Here is a 23,560-nt window from a genome sequence, read left to right as displayed (position 1 = left end):
TATTCTACCAAGGACGTAACAATTACAGCTATTGCTGTGTTTTTCTCCTGATGTGGCACGTACTGGCGTATTCCGTGCTACGAGCGCTGTACCCCCTACTAAGGAGAAACAAGATGCGACTTGCTCTTCCCCTGTCAGCGGTTGCAGCGATGTGCCTGTCGCTTGCCGCCTGCGGCGACGACGACCCGAGCCCGCAAGGGACCACGTCCGGCACGGGTGGCGAAGGCGGTGATGGCGGCCAGGGCGGCGACGGCGGCCAGGGCGGCGAGGGCGGCGACGGCGGCCAGGGCGAGGGCGGCCAGGGCGGCGACGGCGAGGGCGCCCCGGAGGCGAAGGCGGACGGCGAGGCCTGCACGGCCAACGAGGAGTGTCTCGGCGGGCTCTGCTTGACCGAGGAGTCGTTCGGCTGGGCGGGCGGCTACTGCTCTTCGCTCTGCGACGAGGAGCTGCTGCCCTGCGAGGAGGGCTCCGAGTGTCTTCCCCAGGGCAGCTACTCGCTCTGCCTCAAGTCCTGTGCATCGGCGGACGACTGCGGGGGCGTGGCGCAGGCCTGCGTCGACGTGGACGGGGCAGGCTGGCAGATGTGCGTCGGCGGCTGCGACGCCGACGAGCAGTGCCAGGGCTCCTGCGACGACGACTCCGGGTTCTGCGTCGCGAAGGGCGAGACCTGCGACAACGGCAAAGACGACGACGGCGACGCCCTGCAGGACTGCGAGGAGCTCGACTGCTCCGCGCAGCGGGCGTGCTCCGACCGCATCACCGCGGCGTGCACGGGGGCGACCGACGTGTCCGAGGGAGGGACGTTCTCCGGCACGACGGAGGACGGCAGCGACGCGTTCGGCGCGATCTGCTCGGACATCTTCGGCACGTACCCCGCCGGCTCGGGCCTCAAGGAGAAGGTGTTCCAGTTCGTCGCGCCGGCGAAGGGCGTGGTCCGGTTCGGCGCGTACTCGGACGATCCGGAGGGCCTGTTCGACTGGTACGTCCGGACCAGCTGCGATGATGCGGCCACGCTGCTCGGCTGCCTCCAGGCGTTCGCGCCGGGCGACCCCCCCGTGGAGCTCCCCGTCGAGGCCGGCGAGAGCTACTTCATCTACATCGAGGCGCTGAGCGAGGCGGACGCTTCGTACGAGCTCGACGTGACCTTCGTGGAGCAAATCTGCGGCGATGGAGAGATCGTCGGCACGGAGGAGTGCGACGACGGCAATACCGTGGACGACGACGCGTGCAAGAACACGTGCGTGGTGAACGCGGAGGTCCTGTGCGCGGACGCCGTGGCGCTCACGGAGCCGGAGGTGACGGGGGACTCGTCCGACGGCACGCAGGGCTTCACGGGGTCGTGCGGGGGCGCCGGTGGGGAGGTCGTGTATCGGTACACCCCTTCGGCGAGCGGCGATGTGACGATCACCGCCACGCCGGATGTCGGCACCGATATCGTCCTCTACGCGCGGACCGAATGCGCTGACCGGGACAGCGAGCTCGCGTGCGCGGACGATCCGATCGACGCCGAGTTCCCCGAGTCGATCACGGTGGCGGTGACCGCCGACACGCCGATCGACATCTTCGTCGACAGCTACGGACCTGGCGACGTCGGGCCTTTCACGCTGACGATCGCGCCGGCGGAGTGACCTGGAGCTGAGCGGCGCCGCCGCCTCGATCTCGCGGCGGCGCGCGCGGTCGGCGCGCGCCGCCGCCACAAACGCGAACCGGCCGTCCGGGAGGCTCGGCCTCCGGACAGCCGGGGAGCGCCGCCGGCGCCGAAGTCACTGGGGCGGCGGGAGCACGGCCTCCTTGCCCTTCATGCTCGGCGGGTCGACGACCTGGAGATCCATCGTCGCGACCTCGCCCGGCCTCACCCGCAGGCCGGCCCCGGTGCTCGTCGACTCGACGTTCAGGATGTAGGGGCCGGGCGGGAGCCCGGACGCGCGGTACGAGCCGTCCTCCGCCGTGACAGGGTAATACATGCCGATGGCGCCCTCGTCCCCCACGGAGGTGGCCAGCACGAGGCGAGCCCCCGGGAGCGGCTTGCCACCCACGGTGACGCGGCCGCGGATCTCCCCTGTGCCCTGGGGCGGAAAGGCGATGTCCTGCTGCGTTGTCTTCCCCTCCGCGATCTCGACGCCCGCCATCATCACCTGCTCGCCGCGCTGCATGATCACGCGGAGCGCGCCGGACGGGACCTGATCGAACTCGAAGCGGCCCTGGGCGTCGCTCACCGTGTTCACGAAGCCGATCGGCCGGTGCGCCAGCGTGATCCGGGCGCCGGCGATGGGCTTGCCGTCGGCGTCGCGCGCCACGCCGGAGAGGCTGCCGCCGGGCGACATCACGAGCTTCACCGGCGGGAGGCCGTCGCAGCTCGAGACCTCGATCTCCATCGAGCTCACGGCGTTGCTCCCGTCATAGCCGCGGACGACGACCGTGCCCTTCGGCACGTGCGGCAAGCTGAACGAGCCGTCGTCCTCGGTCTGCGCCTGGGCGGCGGCCTCCATGGCGACGGGGCTCATCTCGCCCACGGCGATCAGCGACTCGGCGTCGACGTACACGCCCGGCAGCGGAGCGCCGGACGGGTCCACCGCGCGCCCGGTCAGAATACACCCCTGGGAGAGGGTCAAATCCATCTTCTCGACGTCCCCGGCTGCCACGGCGATCATCGGAGAGAACGTGGGCGCGAACCCCGCCGCGGTCGCCCTGAGGGTGAACTGCCAGGAGGGCAGCTGATCGATGCGGAACGAGCCGTCCGGGCTGTCGAACGTGCGCGAGAACAGAGGCGGCGTCGCCGGGGTCTCCGCGGTCACGGCCGAGAGGACGTCGAGCGCGAAGCGCCGCACGGGCTCGCCCCGCTCGTCCAGCACGCGCCCCTCGATGACGCCGCTCCTCGACAGCACGAGGCTCACCGCCTCGCCGGGGTGCGCCGTGGTCGACGTGGTCCCGTACCCCTCGGCGCTCGCGTTCAGCTGATAGGTGCCGTCCGGGAGCCCTAGCTCGAACCGCCCGCGCTCGTCGCTCTTCACCGAGCCCGCCGTCGAGAGCACGTTGCCGGCGACCTCGAACGTCGACGCGACGACGGTCGCGCCCGCGATGGTGTTCCCGTCGCTCCCGTAGACAAGGCCGCTGATCGTGGGCCGCGCCTCCGGCTGCGCCGCGGGCGCGCTGCCGCGGAGGACCGCCCTGTTGCGATAGCGAGCCCGCTTGTCCGCGGCGGCGGCCGGGGCCTTCGCGCCGCCGGTCGGCTCGTCCGCCGGACGGAGGGCGAGGAAGAGGGCCACGCCGGCGAGGGCAGCCAGGAGAAGTCCGACGGCGATCCACAGGCGCCGGCGCGACGGGGGCCGTTGCGACGTACTCGGTTGCATCATTGTTCCTCCAGACAAGTTGACTTGGCTAGAGCTCTGCGCCGGACGCTCGATGGAGGCGGAGAAAGAGAAGGGGCCGCCGGCGGCTGCCGGCGTCCCCTCCTCGCTCCGCACGACGCGATCGACGAACGCCTCCCCGTCCTGCCCGGGGCCGTTACTGAGGGCTTTCTGCGGGGAGACCCTCGCCGATCGGTCGAGCGCTGGGCGTCGCTTCAGAGCCCGATGGAGACCGGTCTCAGCGACGCACCGGCATCAGCAGCCACCACTCGGCGTGAACGTGCCGGTCAGGGCGAACGACAGCGGCGAGTGGTACCGCAACACCGACTTCATCACGCCGTTGTAGCCGTCCTCGATGGCGATGAAGCTGGCCAGGACCGACTTCTGCCACTTCGTGTCGATGCCGTAGTTCGGGCCGAAGGTGTCCATGCAGATGTCCGAGTCCGTGAACTGATAGGAGATCATGTCGCAGTCGAAATTCCCGAGCGTCGTCGCCTGGCGCATGACGGAGGTGGCGCTCACGGCGGCGCCCGGGGCCGCCATGACGCCCCACTTGCACGCGTAGACGCACTCGTCTCTCCACAAATCCCCGCTCTGCTCGGCCAGGCCGCAAGCGAACTTACCGGCAGGGATCGACCGCAGCCCGTTCTTGAGCACGACATCGTAACCGCAAGCCTGATTGATGGCCATGGCGCTGCCAGAGACCGACATCACCGCAGCGAAAGCGAGCGCCCAACGAGCAATCTTCTTCATGAGAAATACCTCCGAGGAATCGAATCTGTGGTGAAGTTTGATGCAGATACCTATCCAGATCGTCACCCAAGGGATTCATGCCCCGGGGCCTGCGCCAGGGGATCCGTGGCCCGGCGGGCGCGACGCGCGTCGTCGTCGGCCCGTCATGGCCACGCTCCCGGAGGAACCCGCCCCGAGGTCATGAAGCGAACAACAGGAGACTATTCTCCCCGCGCGTTCGCGCAAGCACTTTTGACTGGCAGTCTTCCGCTCGAAAACACGACGGAGATAGAACCAGGGAGAATACCGGCACTCCTCGACTATGCTCTCATGCCCTCTGCCTCGAACGCACCCCATGGGCTCCCACATCCAGCCGAAGTATCTCGCACCTGCGCCGCGAGAGGCGCTGTGCGGCGGCGCTGCGAAGAGCGGTCCAGGCCGCGTGTGACGGCGGGCGCGCGCGGGCGCGCGAGGAAGGAACACGCGGAATGCGCGCGAACGCTCACGAGCGACTCCCGAGGATGCTTGTGGGTCCTGACCCCTCATGTGACGCCGCTGAGCACCGCGGAGCCACACGGCGGCGCGGCGCGACGGAGCGCGGCAGTCTCGCGATGATGGGATATCGAGACATCGAGTCGCCACGGCGGGCCGGGTTCGTCCCGGCCCCCCGGCGGCGCCCGGAGCGGGCGCGCCGCGTCTCGGCGGGACGTGGGCGCAGCGACCCCGGACGCGCGGGGGCGCCGCGCGTCAGCGGAGGGTGACGGCCAGCCGGTACTCGAAGAGGGCCGCGGAGCCCGACGCGCCCGACGCGGCGCGGACGCGGAGGAAGTACGTTCCCGCCGGGAGCGCGTGCGCGCCGGGGTGGCGCGGGGTGTCCCCGGTGCCGTCGAGGAGCGAGCAGCGCCCCCGGCCGCCGTCGTCGTCGTCCGCGATGAGCGCGCCCTCGGCGTCGAGCAGCGACAGCCGGCTGTCGATCTCGAGCGACTCGCACGTCTCCGCGCCGCCCTCGACGATCTCCGCGCGGATCGAGCGGCCCTCCGGGAGATCCACGGCGTAGAAATCGAAGTCGTCGCTCGTCCGCGCGCCGGCGATGAAGACGTCGGAGCCGATCGGCCCGTTCGCCTCGGCGATGGTGCCGTTCGGCTCGGCCTCGGCGCCGGCGGGCTCGAGGATCTTCGCCTGGAGGAGGTAGAGCGGGATCGCCGCGCCGCCGTCCCGCGACGCCGCCTCGATATCGTAGTCACCGGCGGGCAGCGCCAGGACGAGCGCCGAGCAGCCGCCGATGCCGCCCGCGACCTCGGCGTCGGAGAGCCCCTCGTCGGTCGCGACGGGCGCCCCCTCGGCGTCCCGCACGCGGAGCGTCGTGGCGATGTCCCCCGCGCACCCCGCGGCGGTGCCGTCGAAGACCTCGAGGCGCACGACCGAGGCGACAGGCAATCTCATGGGAAAGACATCCCTGTCGCCCGCGGCGAGGCTCGCCGCGACGAGCGCGTCGCCCGCGATCACGAGATCGCTCGCCCGCGCTTCTTCGGGGGTGTCGTTCGGCTCGATCTCCGCGGTCACCGCCTCGAGCTGGCAGGCGGCGCTGCACCCGTCCCCGCCCGCGACGTTGCCGTCGTCGCACCCCTCCGGCGCGTCGCGGAGGCCGTCGCCGCAGACCGCGACCCGCTCGCAGCGCGGATCGCAGAGCGCGCCGCCGTCGCACTCCTCCGTGCCCTCCGTCACGCCGTTGCCGCACGAGGCGTCGAGCGAGACGCGCAGCGTGTAGCGCGCCCCGGGCAGCTCGGGGAAGCCGCGGACACTGACATAGTACGTCCCCGGCGAGAGGCGGCGCGCCGCGGCGCCGCCCGGGCTCGTCGAGTCGATGAGCGAGCAGGCGCCCACGCCGCCGTCGTCGTCGGACGCGAGCACGGTCGCGCCGTCCGCCGCGAGGAGCGCGAGGGCGGTGTCGACGCCGGCGCAGCGGTCGGGGCCGCTCGAGTCGAAGGTCTCGAGCCGGAGGTCGGAGATGGTGGTGAGTTGCAAGGCGAAGAGATCGACGTCGCCCTCCGGCTCGATCGCGCCGGACACGAGCGCTCCCGGCGCCACGGCGCCGTTGGCGTCGGCCTCGGCGGGCGTCGCGTTGGGCTCGATCTCGGCCGTCGCCCCCTCGAGCCGGCACGCGGCGTCGCAGCCGTCCCCGCCGTCGGTATTGCCGTCGTCGCAGACCTCGGGAGCGTCGATGAGGCCGTCGCCGCACACGGGGACGCGCTGGCACGCAGGCCCGCACGCGGGGCCGCCGTCGCACTCCTCCAGGCCCTCGACGCGGCCGTCGCCGCAGACGGCCGTCGTCCGCGCGCGCAGCGTGTATCCGCCGACATAGCCGCTGCCGTAGTCCTCGACGCGCACGAGATACGTGCCCGGCGCGGGGATGGCGGCCTGGATGCGCGAGCACGCGCCCTCGCCGCCGTCGTCGTCCTCCGCCATCACGGCGCCCTCCGGCGAGAGGAGCTGCATCACCGTGTCGACGTCGCGGCACGAGCGCGGGCCGCTCGCGTCGAACGTCTCCAGATCGAGGTCGGCCACGCCGGGGACCTCGACGGCGAAATAGTCGATCTCGCCCGGCGGATCGATCGAGGCGGTGAACAGCGCGCCCGTCGCGGTCGCCTGCCCCGCGGTCGCCTGGTCCGGCGCGTCGTTCGGCTCGACCTCCGGGAGCGTCCCCTCGAGCTCGCACGCGGCGCTGCAGCCGTCTCCGCTCTCGGTGTCGCCGTCGTCGCACGTCTCGGCGCCGTCGACCACGCCGTCGCCGCACACCTGGATGCGCGCGCACGCCGCGGAGCACCCCTCGCCGCCGTCGCACGCCTCCGCCCCCTCGACCACGCCGTCGCCGCAGAGCGCGGTGAACACGACAAGGAGGTTGTAGCCGGGGATCGTGGCGTCGTTGGAGAACTCCTCGACAGCGACGTAATACGTGCCCGGCTGGAGCTGGGTCGCCCACGGGGCGACGCTCGCGTCGATGAGCGAGCAGGCCTCGGGGCCGCTGTCGTCGTCGCTCGCCAGCACCGTCGCGCCGTCCACGTCGAGCAGCCGAAGGAAGGTGTCGACCCCCTGGACGCACGCGCTCAGGCTCCCTGGGCTGAACGTGGCGAGCAGGATCTCCGCGACGCTCGGCACCTCGAAGGCGAAGACATCGACGTCGCCGAGCGGCGCGATCGCCCCCGAGACGAGCGCGTTCGGCCGGAGCGCGGCGCGCGCGTCGGCCTCCGCCGCGGTGTCGTTCGGCTCGACCTCGGGGCGCGGGGTGTCCAGCTCGCACGCGGCGCTGCAGCCGTCGCCGCCGACCGTGTTCCCGTCGTCGCAGAGCTCCGGGCCCTCGAGCGCGCCGTCGCCGCACACCGAGGTGTCCAGCGTGAGCGAGAGCGTGTAGTCGAAGGTCGCGGGCTCCGCAGCAGGGGAGATCTGCACGCTGACGAGGTATTCGCCGGGACTCAGCTTCTCCAGCACGAGGTGAGAGCAGTAGTTGTCTTCATCGATGTCGTCGTGGTCCGCGATCGTCTCGAGCCTGCCGTCGACGATCGTCAGGTAGGTGTCGACGCCGAGCGAGCTGCACGTCGTGCCCAGCGGGCCGTCGCGCGTCTCCGCCTCGAGGCGCCCGAGCGCGCCGTCGGGGACGGTCACCGAGAACATGTCCACATCCCCTTCGGGATCGATGAACGCGCGGATGCGGCCGTCCGGCGCGATGGCGAAGGCGTCATTGGCGGACGCGAAGCCGTCGTTCGGCTCGACCTCGCACCCGGGCTCCACCTGACAGGCGCGCGAGCAGCAATCGCCGTCCTCGTCGCCGCCGTCATCGCACGTCTCCGCGCCGCCCAGCGCGCCGTCGCCGCACCCCGCGGTGCACGCGCTCGGCGACCCGGCGCAGGCGAACCCGGGCTCGATCGCGCAGCCCGGATCGCACCCGTCGCCGGCCGTCCGATTCCCATCGTCGCACGCCTCGGCGGGCGCGCCGACGGCCCCGTCGCCGCACACCGCGCCTGGCGCGCCGCCCCCGCCGCCGCTGCCCGCCTCGCCGCTTTCGCCGGCCTCGCCGCCGCCGCCGGCCTCGCCGCCGCTGCCGGCCGCGGGCGCATCGATCTTGCTGCGGTCGACGGCGACGAGCAGCTCACACCCGATCAGGGCCGGAGCCCCCAGACCGAGAAACAACGGGAGCGCGGTCCTGCGATAAAACATCATGGAGCTCGGGCCTCGGCTGGGCGCGGTCGCGGACATCATGGCGAGCGCGACCATCACGTTAGGAGCGCCGCAGGCTCGCCGCGGCGGCGTGGCCGGCAGCAGACCCAAGCCCCACCGTTGCGTCAAGGGACAGCGCGCGCGCCGAGCCTCAGTACGTCACGACGACCGTCTTGCGCAGGTATTCGTCGCTGTCGATCTGGGAGAGCATGAAATGCGCGACGTCCTCGCGAGAGATGGTGGGACCAGCAAAGAAGTAACCGCCCATCGGCAGGTGATCGACGCTGGCGCGGTAATCCTTGGTGAGCCGTCCGTCCGTGAGCTTGGGCGGGCGCACGACGGTCCAGGCCACATCGCTCTGGCGGACGGCCTCTTCCATGCGCTGCATGTCGGAATACCGGTTGCGGAGCAGCGGCTTCACGAGGACGCGGAACCACAGCGCGCTCTGCTGATCGTCGCCGACGCCCGCCGAGGTGACCGCGATCAGGCGGCGGACGCGGTGCTCCTTCATCGCGCGGAGGACGTTGGCGACGCCCTCGGAGTAGACGCGCGTCGGGCCCAGGCCGCGCGACCCGACGGCGGAGAGGACCGCGTCGTGGCCGGACACGGCGCGCGACACCTGCTCGGCATCCATGATGTCGCCCCGGAGCGCGCGCAGCCGCTCGTGGTGCGGGACAGGGATGCTGGCCGGCGTCCGCGCGAATGCGGAGACCTCGTGGCCAGCTTCCAGGGCCTGACGGACCAACGCGGCGCCCGTGCCCCCAGTCGCCCCCAAGATCAGCAGTCTGCTCATGAACCGCCAGCCTACCCGGTCTGCCGCGGCGGGTTCAATACGCGCGATTCATCCTTACGCTCCTTACGCATGCCCCGAATCTCGCTCTGCGCTGTGGAGCGAGGCGCGCGCCGCCCTGGGCGGGACGCCGGCCTCATCCGTCGAGCGCCGCCGGGGGATCGTCCGGGCGCGCGGCGCTCCGCCCGTCAGGCGCCGAGCCGCAGCCCCACGACCACGCCGTGGTGATCCGAGCCGGAGAACGGCGCCCGCTCGCAGCGCGTGATCGTCCACCCCTCCCCCGGCTGGACGAAGACATAGTCGATGCGGCGCAGCGGGAGGCCCGCCGGCCAGGTGCCGCCGGTCTTGCCGGGGTGCGTCTGCGACCAGGCGTCGAGCCAGGAGCCCTCTCCGGCGCTCGCCTGGAGGTAACAGACCGCCTCCTCGCTCGGGAGCGCGTTGAAGTCGCCCATCAGCACGGCGCCGAGGCTCTTCGACTTCTCGCGCTCGCGCGCGGCGAAGCTCACGAGCTCGCGCACGGTGCGCGCCCGCGCGCGCTTCGACAGCGAGAGGTGCGTGACGAGCACGTCGATCACCGCGCCCGCGCGCCGGATCGCGGCGCGCAGGACGACGCGCTGGCTGTCGCGCTCGAACGGGTCGTCGCGGTCGAGCGTGAGCGCCTCCACGGAGTGATCGAGCACCTCGATGTCGTCCCGGCAGAGCAGCGCGACCCCCTCGCACTCGCCGCCCGCGGCGACCCGCCCCGGCGCGAACCAGGCCCGGTATCCGCCGACGAGCCGCGAGAGCTCGCCGGCCTGGCCGAGGTCGCCGCTCGCGCCCTGCGCGTGCACCTCCTGGAGCCCGATGATGCAGGGGCGCAGATCGCCGATGAGCCGGGCCAGCATCGCCCGGCGCCGCTCCCAGAGGGCGACTCCCCCCCAGATGTTCTGGGTCAAGATGACGAGGTCGCGATCCTGGCTCAAATGCCTCCTCCTCGGGCGTCAGTCCGGGGATGTCTTAACCAGCTTGTCGAGGAGGCTCAAGGCCCCGTGAGCGAGCCAGTCCGCGGCCTTGGCCTGGAGCGACCGCTCCGCGAGCGTGCCCCGGGTCACCGGCCGCGAGGCCGCCCTGTCCCTCGAGAACAGGTCCGCCACCTGCGCGACGAACGCCGGCTCGAACACGAAGAGATTCACCTCGTTGACGGCGCTCAGGCTGCTCGGGTTCGCGTTGAACGTGCCTATCGTGCACCAGTCGTCGTCGATGAGCGCGAATTTCGAGTGCATGACGTCCCGCTGGTACTCGAAGAGCTTGAAGCCCCGATCGAGCCACGCGGCGTGCTCGGCGCGCGCGGCGCGCTGGATGATGGGCAGATCGGTCTCGCCGGGGAGGATGATCTGGACGTCGACGCCGCGCGAGGCCGCGTCGACGAGATCCTTGAGCATCCCGGCGGGCGGGAAGAAATAGGCGTTCTCGATCCAGACGCGCTCCCTCGCCCGCCGGATCGCCGCGCGGTAGCGGCCGTAGACCCGCGCGTTGTCGTCCGGCGTGTCCGCGACGAGCTCGAGATCCGGGTACTTGCGCCCGGTCGCGTAGTCGCGCAGCCCCTCGGAGCCGCCGTCGGCCTCGCGCCAGCGCTGCTCGAAGAGGAAGGCGAAGTCTTCGACGCAGGGGCCCTCGAGGCGCATACAGACGTCGTGCCACCCCTTGCCGCCGCGCCGCGTGGGGAGCCACTCGTCTCCCCACGCGGCGCCGCCGGTGTAAGCGAGCTCGTCGATCACGATGACGCGCGAGTGATCCCGCGGCAGGAGCCCGCCGCGGCCGAGGCTGGACGCCATCGGGCGATAGGCGCGGACCTCGATGTTGCGGCGCCGGAGCTCGTCGAAGAACGGGGCGTCGGTCTCGTGCGAGCCGAGCGGATCGTAGAGGAGCCGCGCGCGCACGCCGCGCGCCGCGGCCCGCCCCATGACGTCCGCGAACGAGCTCCCGAGCAGGTCGTCGCGGTAGATGTACGTCTCGATGTCGACGCGCCGCTCGGCGCGCTCGACGTCGCGGAAGATCGAGCCCAGCACCGCCTCCATGCCCGGCAGGAGGGTGAGCGCGTGCTGCGCCGTCAGGATGGGGCCGACGGGCTTCGACGCGCCGGCGCGGTCCGAGGGCGGTTCGCCCGGCACGGGCGAGCTGCGTCCGTCGCCGACGGGGCTCAGCAACCGGCGGTCACGGGAGATCATCGGCGGAGTGTGGAGGATGCAGGGGAGAAGGCGAGCGCTACCCGACCCGCCGGCGATGCGCCGCGCGCGGGCGCCGCGGGCGGGCGCGCTCGCTCACTTGAGGGAGAGCGGGCCCTCGCCGGCCTCGGCGCCGCCCTTCATCTCGTGCGTGTTGGGATCGTACTTCGAGGTGCACTTGGCCATCACGAGGCTCGCCTCGAAGTTGCCGTCCTGCTTGAGCGTGCCCTCGACGGTCACCTGGACGCCGCCGCCCTTCACGTCGCGGAAGGTGTCGGGGATGACGCACTGGGCGTAGCGCACGGGCAGCGACGCCTGCGTGCCGTGGATCTCGAAGCGGTACTCGCAGGGGGTGTCGCGCTTGGCCAGCGTGCCGGGCACGAGCTCGCCCTCGACGCGGACCTTGCGGCCGGCGAGCTTCTCCTTGGAGGCGAGCAGCTGATCGACCGGCGTCGCGTAGACGGCCGCTTCCTTGAAGCCGACGAGGAACAGCGCGACGAGCGCGCCGACCATGACGAGCAGCGTCGCTAGCAGGCCAAGGCTGCGCGACGGGCGCTTGGTCGGCGGGCTCGCCGCGGCCGGCTTCACCACCGCGGGCGTGTCCTGCTGCTCTACGAGAGACAGCGCCTGGGCCAACTCTTCATCCAGCTTCTTGCTCATCGTGGAACCCTTCAGGCACAGGCTAGCCCGCGCTCCACGGCCGGTCGAGCGCCACCTGCACGCCCCCGTGCGCCGCCTCGAAGGCGCCCCAGGGTTCGGACAGCCCTACCGGACTTGTCCCTCGCGAGCGTACTGCACGAACCGGCGCGCCTGCTCGCGGAGCGTCGAGACGCTCGCGGTGTCGTCGGTCGTGAAGAGCACGCGGAGCCCGTCCGCCGCCTCGACGACCCTGCCGCGCGCGCCCGCCCGGGCCATGTCGAACAGGCGGCAGCGCGCCTCGCCGTCCCCCGGCGGCGGCTGCTCCTCCTGGTCGAGCGCGGCGAGGTGCGCGTCGAGCCGGCGAGCGAGCCGCTCGAGCGACGTCGCGGTGGCGCCGGGGACCGGCGTCAGCACGATCTGCACGCCGCCCGGGATGTCCTGCGCGCTGACGCTCGTCGACGCGGAGATCTCGTCGCAGAGCTCGCGCTCCTCGCGGTCGCCCGGCGCGCCCTGGCCCTGCCGCTCGCCCGGCGCGCCCTGGCCCTGCCGCTCGCCCGGCGCGCCCTGGCCCTGTCGCTCGCCCGGCGCGCCCTGGCCCATCCGGCCGCCCGGTGCGCCCTGGCCCTGCCGCTCGCCCGGCGCGCCCTGGCCCATCCGGCCCTGCTCCGCGGGGCTCCGCCCGAACTCGCTCGAGTCCGACGGCGGCGGCGCGTGCCCGTGCCCGGCGCCCGGCGGCTGCCTGTCGGCTGCGTAGGGCATCTCGGACTCGAACGTCGGCGTCCTGCCGATCGGCTGGGCCGGCCGCCGCTCGCCGCCGCACCCGGAGGAGACGAGCGCGAGGAGCGCGGCGGCGCCCAGAGTTACGTGCATGCGGTGAATCGACGCGTTCATGGAGGCCTCCTGGCTTTTCTCCGCCCTGCCGGGCTGCAGCCGCCGTGCCCGCGGGCGCGCGCCCCGCGACGATCGCGGCCCGTACAGAGCGGCACCGCGGTGCACGCTCCGGCGTGCGCGCAGCCCACGGCGCGCGGCGCGTGCGCCCTCTGGCGACGATCGCCGGCCCATCTGCGCTAGGCTCGGCCGCCGCCCCCTCCCGGCCGCGCCGCGAGCGGGGCCGAGCGCGCGAAGCATGCGACGTCCCCGATCGCCCCTCTCCCTCCTCGCTGCCCTGCTCGTGCCGTTCGCCTGCGGCGCGGGCGCTTGCTCCGGCCGCCCGATGACGGCGGCGCCCGCGCCCGCCGGCACGGCGGCGCGCGCCCCCGCCCGCGGGCCGGCCGCCGCCCCGGCGCCGCTGGCCGACGCCGCGGAGGCGGCCGACGCCGCGGCGCAACCCGGGCGCACCCCGCTCGGCGCGCCGCAGCTCGAGCCGCTCGCGTTCACCGTCGAGCCGTCGCTCGACGGCCGCTCGGTGGTGTTCCTCTCCAAGACGTCGTCGGACCGGTTCGGCTGGGTCAGACGGCTCAACGCCGCGACCGGCGAGCTCGGACCGCCGCTCCTGCTCGTCGACGAGGACCTCGCCGGCGCTCTCTCCTCGCCCAGCGGGAGCACGACGCTGCTCACCTCGCAGGACGGCGAGATCTGCGCGACGGCGTTCCTCCCCGGCGAGGACTCGGCCGCGTCCCGCGCGTGCGCGAGGGGCCGCGCGCACGCGGCGGCGGCCGTGGGCGAGCGCGTCGCGCTGCTCGAGCTCGAGATCGCCGATCCCGCGAAGCGCGACGTGGCCGCGAAGGCGCAGCGCGCGGCGCGCGAGCGCGCCGCCGCGGCGAAGCCCGCCCGCAAGGCGCCCGCCCGCAAGGCGCCCGCGGCGAGGCGGCCCGACAAGGCGTCCGGCGGACGCGGCGCCCCGGCCGACAAGAAGAAGCGCGGCGCGGATCGCGGGCGCGAAGGCCGCCCGAGGAAGGCCCCGCGCGCGGCGCCCCAGCCGAAGCGGCCGGATCCGCTGCCCGAGGTCGAGGTGCGGATCCGCTGGTTCTCGCCGGCCGAGGGGATCGCGGCCGCGTCGTCCCCCACCGGGCTGCGGTTCCGGCCGCCCCTCGACGGCATGGGGCTCATCGACGCCGCCGGGAGGCCCGGCGCGATCGACCTCCTCTATTACGCGGCGAGCGCGAAGAAGACGAGCACGTCATGGCTCGGGAGCGCGCAGATCGCCTTCGCGTCGCTCGGCGAGGACGGCAAGCTCGACGCGAGCCGGCGCGCGGTCGTGGCCGAGGGGGATCTCGACTACGGCGCGCTGCGCGGCCACCTGGATCCGCGCCTCGCGACGGCGAGCGCGGGCGCGGTGGCCGTCGACGTCACCGGCCGCAACGGGGCCTGCCAGGCGACGCGCGTCGCGCCCTCGCTCCAGCGGCTCCCGGCCGGCGCCGCTCCCAGGGCGGTCTGCGCCGTGGATCCGGCGCGCCTCGCGGACCCGACGCCGCTCGCGCCGGCCGAGATCGGCGCGCTCGAGCGCATCGCCGCGAGCGGCGCCCGCCGCGCCGCGGGGCAGCCGGCGTACGATCCGGGGCTCGCCGTGTGGGCGGGGGATCGCGCCTACTTCCAGACGGTCGCCGGCGAGCTCTTCTCGGCCTCGCGCGCCGACGGGCAGCCGCGCCGCGAGCCGGACCCGTTCCCGGCGCGGCGCGCGCGCCTCGCGTGGGGCGCGTTCGCGGCGGACGGCGAGGGCCTCGCCTTCGCCGCGGGGCAGCTCCACCGGCTCGACGCGCGCGGCCTGATCTCCGCGTCGGCCGCGCCGGCGGGCCTCGGCGCCGCGCCGCCCGGGGGCGCGCCGGGCGCGCCGATCGACGAGCCGGAGCGCCCCGCCGACCGGCGGCGCGCCGCGCGCATCGGGGCGTCCTGGTGGCTCGCGAGGACCGACGTGGTGCGGATCGCGCCCGAGCCGCTCGTGGTGCCCGCGCTGCGGGGGCGCGCCCACGAGGGCGGCGCGGCGCTCGTCGGCGGCAGCGAGCGGGGGCTCTTCCTCGAGGTGCTCGGCGACCGGCTCCAGATCACCGGGGTCGACGCCTCGGGCGCGCTCACCGCGCCGGGCGCGCAGGCCGCGCTCGCGCGCGTCGACCCCCGCGCGCCCCACGCGGCCGCGGCGGGCCCGGCGGCGCCCGCCGTGGCGATCGCGTCGCCGGTGCGCGCGGGCTTCGACGCGTGCGAGCGCCGGGGCGGCGGGGCCCTCGTCGCCGGCGTGAGCGCCGCCGATCCGCGCAAGGTCGTTGCGCTCTCGATCGACGCGCTCGGCCGGCCCGGCCCCGCGCGCGAGACGTCGCTGCCGCTCGCCGAGGGCGACCTCACGGTGCGGCTCGTCGCCCTGCCCGAGGGAGGCGCGCTGCTCAGCGACGCGGCCCGGAGCCACGTGGTCTGGCTGGACGACGACGGCGCGGAGCTCGCGTCGCAGCCGTGGCCCACGGACGACACCGGCGCGCTCTGCGTCGACGGCCAGCCGGCGCGGCGCGCGGTCCCGGCGCCCTCGCCGGGCGCCTTCGTGACCGTCCCGGAGCTCGCGGCCCCCGGCGCCTGCGTGGTGGGCGACGTCGTCTGGGCGGCCGACGGCAGCCTGCGGTGGTTCGGGAGCGCGGCGCGCGGGCTCGACGCGCAGGCCGAGGCGGGCGTCGCGCGCCCCGCGCTGCCGGCGACCGCGGTCGCGGCGGCGCGCCCGGCCGCGGTGGCGCCGGCGGAGGCGCCCGCCCCCGCGCTGCCGGCCGCGCCCGCGTGCCCCTCGGACATGGTCGCGATCGCGGGCGGGCGCTTCTGCATCGATCGCTTCGAGGGGATGCTCGTCGACGGCGCCACCGGGCAGGCGCTCTCGCCCGACTACCCGTCGACCCCGAACCTCCTCGAGATCACGCTCGCCGAGTGGTCGACCGGCCGGCGGCGGATCGGCGACGTCCACGCCCGCGCCTTCCCGCTGCCGCTGCTCCCTGGCTGGCAGCGCGGCCGGGCGACCGCCGCGCTGGCCCGCTCCAGGTTCGGGGTGCGGCCGAGCGGCTACGTGACCGGGCTCGTCGCCGAGAGCGCCTGCGCGGCCGCGGGCAAGCGGCTCTGCTCGGTCGACGAGTTCGTCACGGCGTGCCGCGGCGAGGACGACACCCTGTACCCGTACGGCGACACGTTCGAGGAGGGCGCGTGCAATGTCTTCCGGCCGGCGCACCCCGCCGCCCTGCTTCACGGCAACGCGTCGATGGGCCACCTGGATCCCCGGCTCAACCGCGTGCGCAGCGCCCGAGAGCCCCTGCTCCGCGAGACGGGCGGGAGCCCCCGGTGCCGGAGCCGCTGGGGCAGCGACGCGGTCTACGACCTCGTGGGCAACCTCGATGAGTGGGTGAACGAGCCGGGCGGCGCCTTCGCCGGCGGCTTCTACGCGCGCTCGACCCGGGCGGGCTGCGAGGCGCTGATCACGGCCCACCCGAGGAGCTACCTCGATTACTCGACCGGCGTCCGCTGCTGCCAGGACGGCCCCGCGGCGGCGGCGACAGAGACGGAGTCGCCCGAGGCGGCGCCCGCCGGCTCAGCGGTGGGGCCGAGCGGGCATCTGCCGGAGCATCCCGGTGACGGCGAAAGCGGCGGAGATCACGAGGAGCACGTTGAGCCAGCCGTCCTCGGGCAGCACGCCGAGCACGCCGAGCAGCCACATCAGCAGCGACACTAGCACCACGCTCCAGAGCACCACGTCGGTCCAGCGTTTCATACACGGCCCTTTCGAGACGGTTCGCCCGAGGACGAAGCGAATCGCGTGCCACGCCGTCGCGGTCGCGCGCTCCCGCGTGCTACGTTCGGCGGTGATGAGCGCGTCATCCTCCGCCATGGAAAACGACCTGGAAAACCCGACGGAAGAGCACCGGATGCTGCGGCAGATGGTGCGGGATTTCGCCCGTGAGGTCGTCGAGCCGCAGGCCGACGAGCACGACCGGAGCGCCAGCCTCAACGTCCCCCTGATGCAGCGGCTGGGCGAGCTCGGCCTGCTCGGCGTGACCGTGCCCTCCGAGTACGGGGGCGCGGGCATGGACGCGGTCGCCGCCGTGATCGTCCACCACGAGCTCGCGAAGAGCGATCCCGGGTTCACGCTCGCGTATCTCGCCCACGCGATGCTGTTCGTGAACAACTTCTTCCACGCCGGGAGCGACGAGCAGCGCGCGCGGTACCTGCCGAAGGTGCTCTCCGGCGAGTGGATCGGCGCGATGGGCATGACCGAGCCCACGAGCGGGACAGACGTGCTCGGCATGAAGACGTTCGCCCGGCGCGACGGGGATCGGTACATCCTGAAGGGGCGCAAGGCGCTCATCACGAACGCCCCCGAGGCCCAGATTTTCCTGGTCTATGCGACCATCGAGGGCAGGATCACGACCTTCGTGGTGGAGCGCGGGTTCCCCGGGTTCTCGACCGACGAGAAGACGCCGAAGATGGGGATGCGCGCCAGCACGATGAGCGAGCTCATCTTCGACGACTGCGTCGTGCCCGCCCGGAACGTCCTCGGGCAGGAGGGCGGCGGGATCCGCAACATGATGAGGAACCTGGAGCTCGAGCGCCTCACCCTGGCTGCCATGAGCCTCGGAATCGCGGATCGCTGTCTGGACATCATGATCCAGTACGCCGGAGAGCGGAGGAGCTTCGGCAAGCCGATCGCCGAGCACGGGCAGATCCAGCGCTACATCGCGGAGAGCTACGCCAAGACCGAGGCGGCGCGCGCCCTCATCTACTCGGTGGCGCGCAACGTCAGCCCCGACCGGAGAAACCGCCTCGGGACGGACGCGGCGAAGCTCTTCGCGGCGCCGGTGGGCAAGGAGGTGGCCGACAACGCCATGCAGGTGCTCGGCGGCTGGGGGTACTGCACCGAGTACAAGGTGGAGCGGTTCTTCCGGGACGCCAAGCTGCTCGAGATCGGCGGCGGCACGCTCGAGTCCCATCAAAAGAACATCACGCGAGAGCTGATCGGCCGCATCACCTGACACCGCACGCCGCACGTCGCGCGGCCCCGCTCGCCCGGCGCCGGCGCGCGTGCGTCGGAGACGGATCCCCCGGGCGAAGGGCGATGTCGCCGGCGGCGGTCGGGGCGTATCGTGGCGAGTCGCTGCCAGGCGGCGCGGGGGCGATGAGCTCCTGTCACGCCCTGGTCGCGAAAAGGCAGCGCTGGATTTGCGGTCCGGCCATCGAGACGCCACGCGCCTCGTCCAGCATCGCCATCCATGGATTGGGGAGCTCTGGCGACGGTCGCGCCGACGGCGCTGTCATCTACCATCTATGTGACGCTCCAGGCCTCGTTCCTCTTGAGGATCGCCCGGCACCGCCTCGAAGCGGCGCGCGGCGCGCCGCGGCCGCTCGCGGCGACACCGGTCGTCAGCATCCTCAAGCCTGTCGCGGGCGTCGATGACGAGCTCGCCAGCAACCTCGACTCCTTCGCCCGCCTCGATTACCCCTGTTACGAGCTCGTCTTCGGCGTCGCCTCGCGCGAGGACCCGGCGGTGCCGGTGATCCAGGCCTTCATCGAGGCGCACCCCGAGGTGAAGGCGCGGCTCTGCGTGACGGACCCGGGCGAGGCGTTGAACCCGAAGGTGGCGCAGCTCCTCGAGCTCACGCGCAGGGCGGAGGGCAGCGTCCTCGTCATCTCGGACGCGAACGTGCGTGTTCGCCCGGACTACCTCCGCGCGCTCCTGTCGCGCTTGATGCGGCCCGGCGTGGGGCTCGTCTCGAGCCTCGTCGCGGGCACGGGGGAGCGCACGCTCGGCGCGGTGGTCGAGAACGCGCAGCTCGGGGCGTTCATCGCGCCCGGGATCGTCGCCGCCGCGGAGCTCGCGGGGCGGTCGATCAGCGTGGGCAAGTCGATGGCGATGCGGCGTGCCGATCTCGAGCGGGTCGGCGGGTTCGAGAGCGTGGCCAGCGTGCTGGCAGAGGACGACGTGCTCGGGCAGCGCTTCAGCGCGCGCGGGTTCGTGGTCGATCTCTGCCTGGATCCGATCGAGAACCGCAACACCAGCTGCTCGCTGATGCGCACGCTGGATCGGCACACCCGCTGGGCGAAGATGCGGCGCGCGCTCGTCCCGCGCTGCTTCGCGGTGGAGCCGTTCAACGCGCCGCTGCTCATCGCCTGGCTGACATTGCTGCTCAGCCCGACGCGCCTCGCCCTGGATGTCTGGCTGTTCGCCTGGGCGCTGCAGAGCCTGGGGACGTTCCTGGCCCTGAGGGCGCTGCGGCCGGCGCGCTCCAACCTGGCGCTGGTCCTGGCGGAGCCGCTGCGGACGCTGTGCTGGTTCTTCTGCTGGCTGAACGCCTATTCCAACCGGCGGGTCGCCTGGCGGGGGAACGCCTTCTACATCGGGGCCGGGTCGGAGCTGGTGGCCGCAGAGGAGCCGGCTTCGGTGCGATCGCCGGCGCGGTGAGGCGCGGGACACACGCGTTCTTCCGTCTCCCCTCTTCCGTCTCCCCTCTTCCGTCTCCCCTCTTCCGTCTCCCCTCTTCCGTCTCCCGTCTCCCGTCTTCCGTGCGCGTCCTTCGTGCGCGTGCGCGTGCGCGTTGATTCCAGGGATCGCGCACGCGCACGCGCACGAAGAGGAGCACGGGAGACGGGAGACGGGAGACGGGAGACGGGAGACGAGCACGGGAGACGGAAGACGAGCATGGAAGACGAGAGACGAAATACGTCTGCGCGAACCCCGATCGAAAACCGCTCTAGAGGTGCACGGACAGAACGCCGACGGCGGCGCCAGCCACGATGAGCCAGAGCGAGCTCACGCGGTATCGGACGAGCAGGAGCGCTGCGACGACGGCCAGGGTGCCGGTGAGCCAGTCGACCACGGCGGCGCGGGCGAGGCGGTAGGAGACGACCGCCATCAGCGCGAGCGACGCCGCGTTCACGCCGTCCAGGAAGGCCGAGGCCACGGCGGAGCGGCGGACGCGGGGGATCAGCGGGCCGCTCAGCGCGACGAAGAAGAACGCCGGGAGGAAGATGCCCAGCGTGGCGACCAGGGCGCCCGGGCCACCGCCCAGGAAATACCCGATGAACGTCGCCGTCGTGAAGACGGGGCCGGGCGTCACCTGGCCGACCGCCACCGCGTCGAGCAGCTGCGCCTCGGTCATCCAGCCGTATCGCTCGACGAGATCCGCGCGAAGAAACGCGAGGAGCACATAGCCGCTCCCGAAGAGGACCGAACCCACCTTGAGAAAGAACAGGAACAGCGGCAGGAGCCCGAACGGCACCCCCGCGGCCGCGGCCGTCGCGGCGCCGCCGGCGAGCGGGACGACGAGGCCCGCCACGCCGGGCGACGAGCCCCGAGGGCGCCCGGCCGCGAGCCGGAACGCCACCGCGAGCGCGCCGGCGCCGGCCAGGAGCGCGAGCTCGTGGACGCCGAGCAGGCTCGCGCCCGCGCAGAGCGCCGCGAGGCCCGCCGAGAGCTTCGAGCGCAGGCCGGCGCGGCCGAGACCCCAGAGCGCCTGGACCACCACCGCGATGATCACCGGCTTCACCCCGTAGAGGAGCGCCGACATCTCCGGCACGGCGCCGAACCGGACATACCCCCACGCAAAGCCGAGCGTGATGAGCGCCGCCGGAACGATGAAGCACGCCCCGGCCACGAGCAGCCCCGCCCACCCGGCCCGGCGGTGCCCGATGTGGATCGCGAGCTCGGTCGAGCTGGGTCCCGGGATCAGGTTCGTCGCACCGTAGAGATCGAGGAAGTCCTCGCGCGTCATCCAGCCGCGCCGGCGGACCACCTCGTCCTCCATCATCGCGACGTGGGCCGCAGGGCCGCCGAACGCCGTGGCGCCCAGCCGGAAGAAGAGCCGCGCGAGCTCCCAGAGCGCCGCGCCCCGGGCCTCGCCGGGCGCCGGGCCCCCCCCGCTGATCGAGCTTTCGCCCATGACCGTGCGGCCGTGTATTACCAGAAACGGGCCCAGGAAAGGCCGCCAAAGGGCTCGAGGGAGCCGCCGCCGGGGCAGCCCCCCTCCGCGGCTCCGGGCGCCCGCCGGCGGGCGCCCGCTCGCCCTTCATTCGATGGGGAGGTCCGGGATCTCCGGCGGGACGAGGAAGAAGATCTTGCGGGTGCTCAGCGTGGTCACGCCGTCGCCGGTGACGACGATGTTCGCCGTGAAGACCTGCGGCTCCGTCGTCGGGGGCACCGAGACGTTGATCTTCGGGAGCACGTCGAAGCAGACCGTCGGCCCCGGGAACACGTTGGCGAACGTGTCCGCGACGCTGTCGCGGTTCTTGTCCACGACCCTGAGGCCGGAGGTGCAGGGCTCCGGCGCCAGGTTGTTCGCGATGATCCTGTCGATGAACGCGCTCACGGCGTCGACCGTGTCGGTCTCGTCGTCCTCCGCCGCCGCCGAGATGTCGAGCGTGACGTAGGTCGTGAGCACCTTGATCGCCTGCACGACGGCCAGGTTCAGGCCGGTGCCGCTGCTGGAGGTCTGGAACACGAGCGGGCACTTGCCGTTCGCCGCCGCCACGCCCCTGCCGTTCTCGCCGGTGCAGCACTGGCCGACCGCGCAGCTCGGCGGGCGCATGCCCTCAGGCCCCCACGCCGTCGGCGGAACCACCGAGCCCGTCGCCAGCGCGCCGGCCGTCAGATCGGCCTTCGCCTCGCTCCCGTTGGACGTCGCCACCATGCCGATGAGGCGGCCGCCCAAGCCGGTCACCGCGCTCAGCGCCTGCTGGTAGTTCGGGGACTCGATCCTCGAGTAGCCGTACCCCGGAATCGTCCCGTTGTGGCTCGGCACGTCGGTGATCATCACCACGATGGGCAGCGAGCCGGTGCGGAAGCCCACGCCGCCGATCGTGCCGACCGACTCGCCCGGCGGGATCTCGCCCGGCGGCGCGGTCGCCGGGTCGAACGCCGGCACGCTCGAGCGTCCCTCGTCCGTGCCCCGCCCGCTGGCGATCTGGAAGAGCGCCTCCCAGCCGCTCTCCGGCTCGTCGTTGCCGCCCGAGGCCGAGAGCTCGTCCACCGCTTCCTGCACCGACTCCCGCCCCTCCGGCGTGAGCACGCTCATCACCCGGTGCTCCAGGTAGAACGGCTGGTCGGCGGAGCCGCCGTACGGATCGGTCGGGAAGTCCTTGTAGTGGGTCACCCCGATACCGATGCTCGGGATCTCCTCGGCGAGCACATCGATCATGTCCTGGAGCGCGCCCTGCAGGTTCCTGATGGAGCCGCTCATCGATCCCGTGGTGTCCATCGCGAACACCACGTCGGCCTGCGAGATGTTGGTCGAGAAGTCGAGCGTATCCTGCGCCGGGCTCGGATCGTCCCGGTAGGGCACGATGAACACGAAGTCCCCGTTGGCCTGCGGGTTGTCCAGGTCGTCGTTCGGGTTCGTGCCGGCGGACACCTCGATGAGGTCGCTCACGCCGTCCTCGTCCGTGTCCTCGCTCGCGGTGCTGGACTCGAGCGGATCGAGCACGCCGTCGCAGTTGACGTCCTCGAGCTTGTCGAGCAACCCGTCGTTGTCGCTGTCCAGATCGAGGAAATCGCCCGCGCCGTCGTTGTCGCTGTCGATGGGCGGCTTCGTGATCTCGCCCTCGCCCCGCTCGGCCGCGTCGGGCCGGCAGTCGCCGTCCGAGTCGAGATCGCGGAACGCCGGGATCCTGTCGCTGTCGGCGTCGATCTCTCGCTCGAACCGATCGAGGATGCCGTCGTTGTCGGAGTCGGTGTCGCGGAAATCAGGCCATCTGTCGCCGTCGGTGTTCACCGGGTCGAGCGGGTCCGGCCCCAGCTCGTCCCTGTCGAAGAGGCCGTCGGCGTCGTCGTCGAGGTCCGCGTAATCGGCCGTGCCGTCGTCGTCGCGGTCGCCGTCGCCCTCCTCTTCGTCGGGGATCCCGTTGCCGTCGGAGTCCTCGTCGCGGAAATCCGGCACGCCGTCGCCGTCGCTGTCGGGAAGCGCGGTTTGCCCTGCGGGGATGGCGCCCTCGAGCTTGTCGGGCAGCCCGTCGCCGTCGGAGTCGGCGTCCTCGAAATCGGGCACGCCGTCGCTGTCCGTGTCGATCTCCTCGTCGCGCCCCTCGTCCGCGTCGCTGATGCCGTCCTTATCCGTGTCCTCGATCGCCGGCACATTATCGACCGGCGGCTGCGGCTGCGGGGCCTTGTCGTTCGACGCCGCGGTGCATCCGACCGGCACGGAGAGCAAAAGGCAGTAGAGCAGAGGACGAAAACTACGACGCATAGGAACTCCTGCGCGAGTGGGTGCGAAATCCTAGACGCTCCGCACAACCCGGACAACCGGCATTCCATCGCGCCATCGCGTGATCGCGCGCGCGAGCGCCCGACCCCATCGACAGCCCAGGGGACTGCGGCGCACTGGCCACCGCGATCGGCGGCACAGCAGCGGCCGCCCGTCGCCTCATGCGCCGACAACGGAACGCCGCGGGCTCCTTCGCTGTCTTCCGCCGCGGGCGCTCGATCGCTTCAGGGAAGTTTCACGCGAGGTACCGTGATGGTTACCGACTCCGCCGGCGCGCTCTCACGGTAAGGGCAATGACGACATTTCGAGTTGCAGCAGTATCCCCGCTTCAGGTGATACTCCGCTGTGAAAACCACCCGGCCGCCCTCGAGGTAATAGTCTTCGCCTTCGATGGCCTTAGGAGGTTTCGGCCCGCGCATCTGCCCTCGATCAAGCTACTCCGAAACGCGCACCGGCGCCATCCGGCCCCGGGGCGCGGCGGGGCCGCG

Annotated in this window: 15 protein-coding genes; 4 read left to right on the top strand and 11 right to left on the bottom strand. The window is 72.8% G+C overall.

Annotation, left to right across the window (positions count from 1 at the left end; all coding sequences use genetic code 11):
* The first annotated feature begins 149 nt into the window (after positions 1 to 149).
* The gene (locus WME98_RS22980) at positions 150 to 1,628 is read left to right on the top strand and encodes a DUF4215 domain-containing protein (RefSeq protein WP_437953208.1); all 1,479 of its coding nucleotides are present in this window, start codon (positions 150 to 152) and stop codon (positions 1,626 to 1,628) included.
* 135 nt (positions 1,629 to 1,763) lie between these two features.
* On the opposite strand, the gene WME98_RS22975 is transcribed toward WME98_RS22980, so the two are convergent.
* The 8 genes from WME98_RS22975 to WME98_RS22940 all read right to left on the bottom strand — a co-directional run bounded on the left by WME98_RS22975 (position 1,764) and on the right by WME98_RS22940 (position 12,815).
* Positions 1,764 to 3,353: an MSCRAMM family protein gene (locus tag WME98_RS22975; RefSeq protein ID WP_437953207.1), complete on the bottom strand. Its 1,590-nt coding sequence runs from the start codon at positions 3,351 to 3,353 to the stop codon at positions 1,764 to 1,766.
* Between the two features lie 249 nt (positions 3,354 to 3,602).
* On the bottom strand, positions 3,603 to 4,100 hold the full coding sequence (locus WME98_RS22970; RefSeq protein ID WP_437953206.1) for a hypothetical protein: 498 nt from the start codon (positions 4,098 to 4,100) through the stop codon (positions 3,603 to 3,605).
* A 726-nt stretch (positions 4,101 to 4,826) separates the two neighbouring features.
* Entirely contained in the window at positions 4,827 to 8,294 is a 3,468-nt protein-coding gene (locus tag WME98_RS22965; RefSeq protein WP_437953205.1) for a DVUA0089 family protein, read from the bottom strand.
* Positions 8,295 to 8,442: 148 nt separating this feature from the next.
* The gene (locus WME98_RS22960) at positions 8,443 to 9,084 is read right to left on the bottom strand and encodes an NAD(P)-dependent oxidoreductase (protein WP_061621771.1); all 642 of its coding nucleotides are present in this window, start codon (positions 9,082 to 9,084) and stop codon (positions 8,443 to 8,445) included.
* A gap of 185 nt (positions 9,085 to 9,269) precedes the next feature.
* Positions 9,270 to 10,043, bottom strand: coding sequence for an endonuclease/exonuclease/phosphatase family protein (locus WME98_RS22955; protein ID WP_437953204.1), 774 nt, complete (start codon positions 10,041 to 10,043; stop codon positions 9,270 to 9,272).
* A gap of 18 nt (positions 10,044 to 10,061) precedes the next feature.
* Positions 10,062 to 11,288, bottom strand: coding sequence for a phospholipase D-like domain-containing protein (locus WME98_RS22950; protein WP_437953203.1), 1,227 nt, complete (start codon positions 11,286 to 11,288; stop codon positions 10,062 to 10,064).
* Between the two features lie 93 nt (positions 11,289 to 11,381).
* Positions 11,382 to 11,945: a cytochrome c maturation protein CcmE gene (locus WME98_RS22945; protein ID WP_061621774.1), complete on the bottom strand. Its 564-nt coding sequence runs from the start codon at positions 11,943 to 11,945 to the stop codon at positions 11,382 to 11,384.
* A 105-nt stretch (positions 11,946 to 12,050) separates the two neighbouring features.
* Complete coding sequence (locus tag WME98_RS22940) at positions 12,051 to 12,815, bottom strand: hypothetical protein (RefSeq protein WP_437953202.1); 765 nt, start codon at positions 12,813 to 12,815, stop codon at positions 12,051 to 12,053.
* Positions 12,816 to 13,050: 235 nt separating this feature from the next.
* Here WME98_RS22940 and WME98_RS22935 point away from each other — a divergent pair, with 235 nt between their 5' ends.
* The 3 genes from WME98_RS22935 (at position 13,051) to WME98_RS22925 (ending at position 19,279) form a co-directional block, all read left to right on the top strand.
* Entirely contained in the window at positions 13,051 to 16,554 is a 3,504-nt protein-coding gene (locus WME98_RS22935) for a hypothetical protein (RefSeq protein ID WP_437953201.1), read from the top strand.
* A 133-nt stretch (positions 16,555 to 16,687) separates the two neighbouring features.
* Positions 16,688 to 17,851: an acyl-CoA dehydrogenase family protein gene (locus WME98_RS22930; protein WP_437953200.1), complete on the top strand. Its 1,164-nt coding sequence runs from the start codon at positions 16,688 to 16,690 to the stop codon at positions 17,849 to 17,851.
* Positions 17,852 to 18,088: 237 nt separating this feature from the next.
* Positions 18,089 to 19,279, top strand: a complete 1,191-nt coding sequence (locus tag WME98_RS22925) for a glycosyltransferase (protein WP_437953199.1) — start codon at positions 18,089 to 18,091, stop codon at positions 19,277 to 19,279.
* Positions 19,280 to 19,568: 289 nt separating this feature from the next.
* On the opposite strand, the gene chrA is transcribed toward WME98_RS22925, so the two are convergent.
* The 3 genes from chrA to WME98_RS22910 form a co-directional block, all read right to left on the bottom strand.
* Entirely contained in the window at positions 19,569 to 20,756 is a 1,188-nt protein-coding gene (chrA, locus tag WME98_RS22920; RefSeq protein WP_437953198.1) for a chromate efflux transporter, read from the bottom strand.
* 126 nt (positions 20,757 to 20,882) lie between these two features.
* Positions 20,883 to 23,054, bottom strand: coding sequence for a VWA domain-containing protein (locus WME98_RS22915; protein ID WP_437953197.1), 2,172 nt, complete (start codon positions 23,052 to 23,054; stop codon positions 20,883 to 20,885).
* Between the two features lie 242 nt (positions 23,055 to 23,296).
* Positions 23,297 to 23,491, bottom strand: a complete 195-nt coding sequence (locus WME98_RS22910) for a DUF5522 domain-containing protein (protein WP_437953196.1) — start codon at positions 23,489 to 23,491, stop codon at positions 23,297 to 23,299.
* Positions 23,492 to 23,560: the final 69 nt, after the last annotated feature.

Source organism: Sorangium sp. So ce296, from assembly GCF_051529605.1.
GTDB classification, from domain to species: Bacteria; Myxococcota_A; Polyangia; order Polyangiales; family Polyangiaceae; genus Sorangium; species Sorangium cellulosum_D.
Note: the sequence above shows the minus strand (reverse complement) of the source record. Positions and strands in the feature narration are given on the sequence as shown.

Excerpts from the sequence above, each read along its gene's own strand:
- WME98_RS22980 (WP_437953208.1), top strand. The coding sequence starts at position 150 with ATGTGCCTGTCGCTTGCCGCCTGCGGCGACGACGACCCGAGCCCGCAA.
- WME98_RS22975 (WP_437953207.1), bottom strand. The coding sequence starts at position 3,353 with ATGATGCAACCGAGTACGTCGCAACGGCCCCCGTCGCGCCGGCGCCTG.
- WME98_RS22970 (WP_437953206.1), bottom strand. The coding sequence starts at position 4,100 with ATGAAGAAGATTGCTCGTTGGGCGCTCGCTTTCGCTGCGGTGATGTCG.
- WME98_RS22965 (WP_437953205.1), bottom strand. The coding sequence starts at position 8,294 with ATGATGTTTTATCGCAGGACCGCGCTCCCGTTGTTTCTCGGTCTGGGG.
- WME98_RS22960 (WP_061621771.1), bottom strand. The coding sequence starts at position 9,084 with ATGAGCAGACTGCTGATCTTGGGGGCGACTGGGGGCACGGGCGCCGCG.
- WME98_RS22950 (WP_437953203.1), bottom strand. The coding sequence starts at position 11,288 with ATGATCTCCCGTGACCGCCGGTTGCTGAGCCCCGTCGGCGACGGACGC.
- WME98_RS22945 (WP_061621774.1), bottom strand. The coding sequence starts at position 11,945 with ATGAGCAAGAAGCTGGATGAAGAGTTGGCCCAGGCGCTGTCTCTCGTA.
- WME98_RS22940 (WP_437953202.1), bottom strand. The coding sequence starts at position 12,815 with ATGAACGCGTCGATTCACCGCATGCACGTAACTCTGGGCGCCGCCGCG.
- WME98_RS22935 (WP_437953201.1), top strand. The coding sequence starts at position 13,051 with ATGCGACGTCCCCGATCGCCCCTCTCCCTCCTCGCTGCCCTGCTCGTG.
- WME98_RS22930 (WP_437953200.1), top strand. The coding sequence starts at position 16,688 with ATGAGCGCGTCATCCTCCGCCATGGAAAACGACCTGGAAAACCCGACG.
- WME98_RS22925 (WP_437953199.1), top strand. The coding sequence starts at position 18,089 with ATGGATTGGGGAGCTCTGGCGACGGTCGCGCCGACGGCGCTGTCATCT.
- chrA (WP_437953198.1), bottom strand. The coding sequence starts at position 20,756 with ATGGGCGAAAGCTCGATCAGCGGGGGGGGCCCGGCGCCCGGCGAGGCC.
- WME98_RS22915 (WP_437953197.1), bottom strand. The coding sequence starts at position 23,054 with ATGCGTCGTAGTTTTCGTCCTCTGCTCTACTGCCTTTTGCTCTCCGTG.
- WME98_RS22910 (WP_437953196.1), bottom strand. The coding sequence starts at position 23,491 with ATGCGCGGGCCGAAACCTCCTAAGGCCATCGAAGGCGAAGACTATTAC.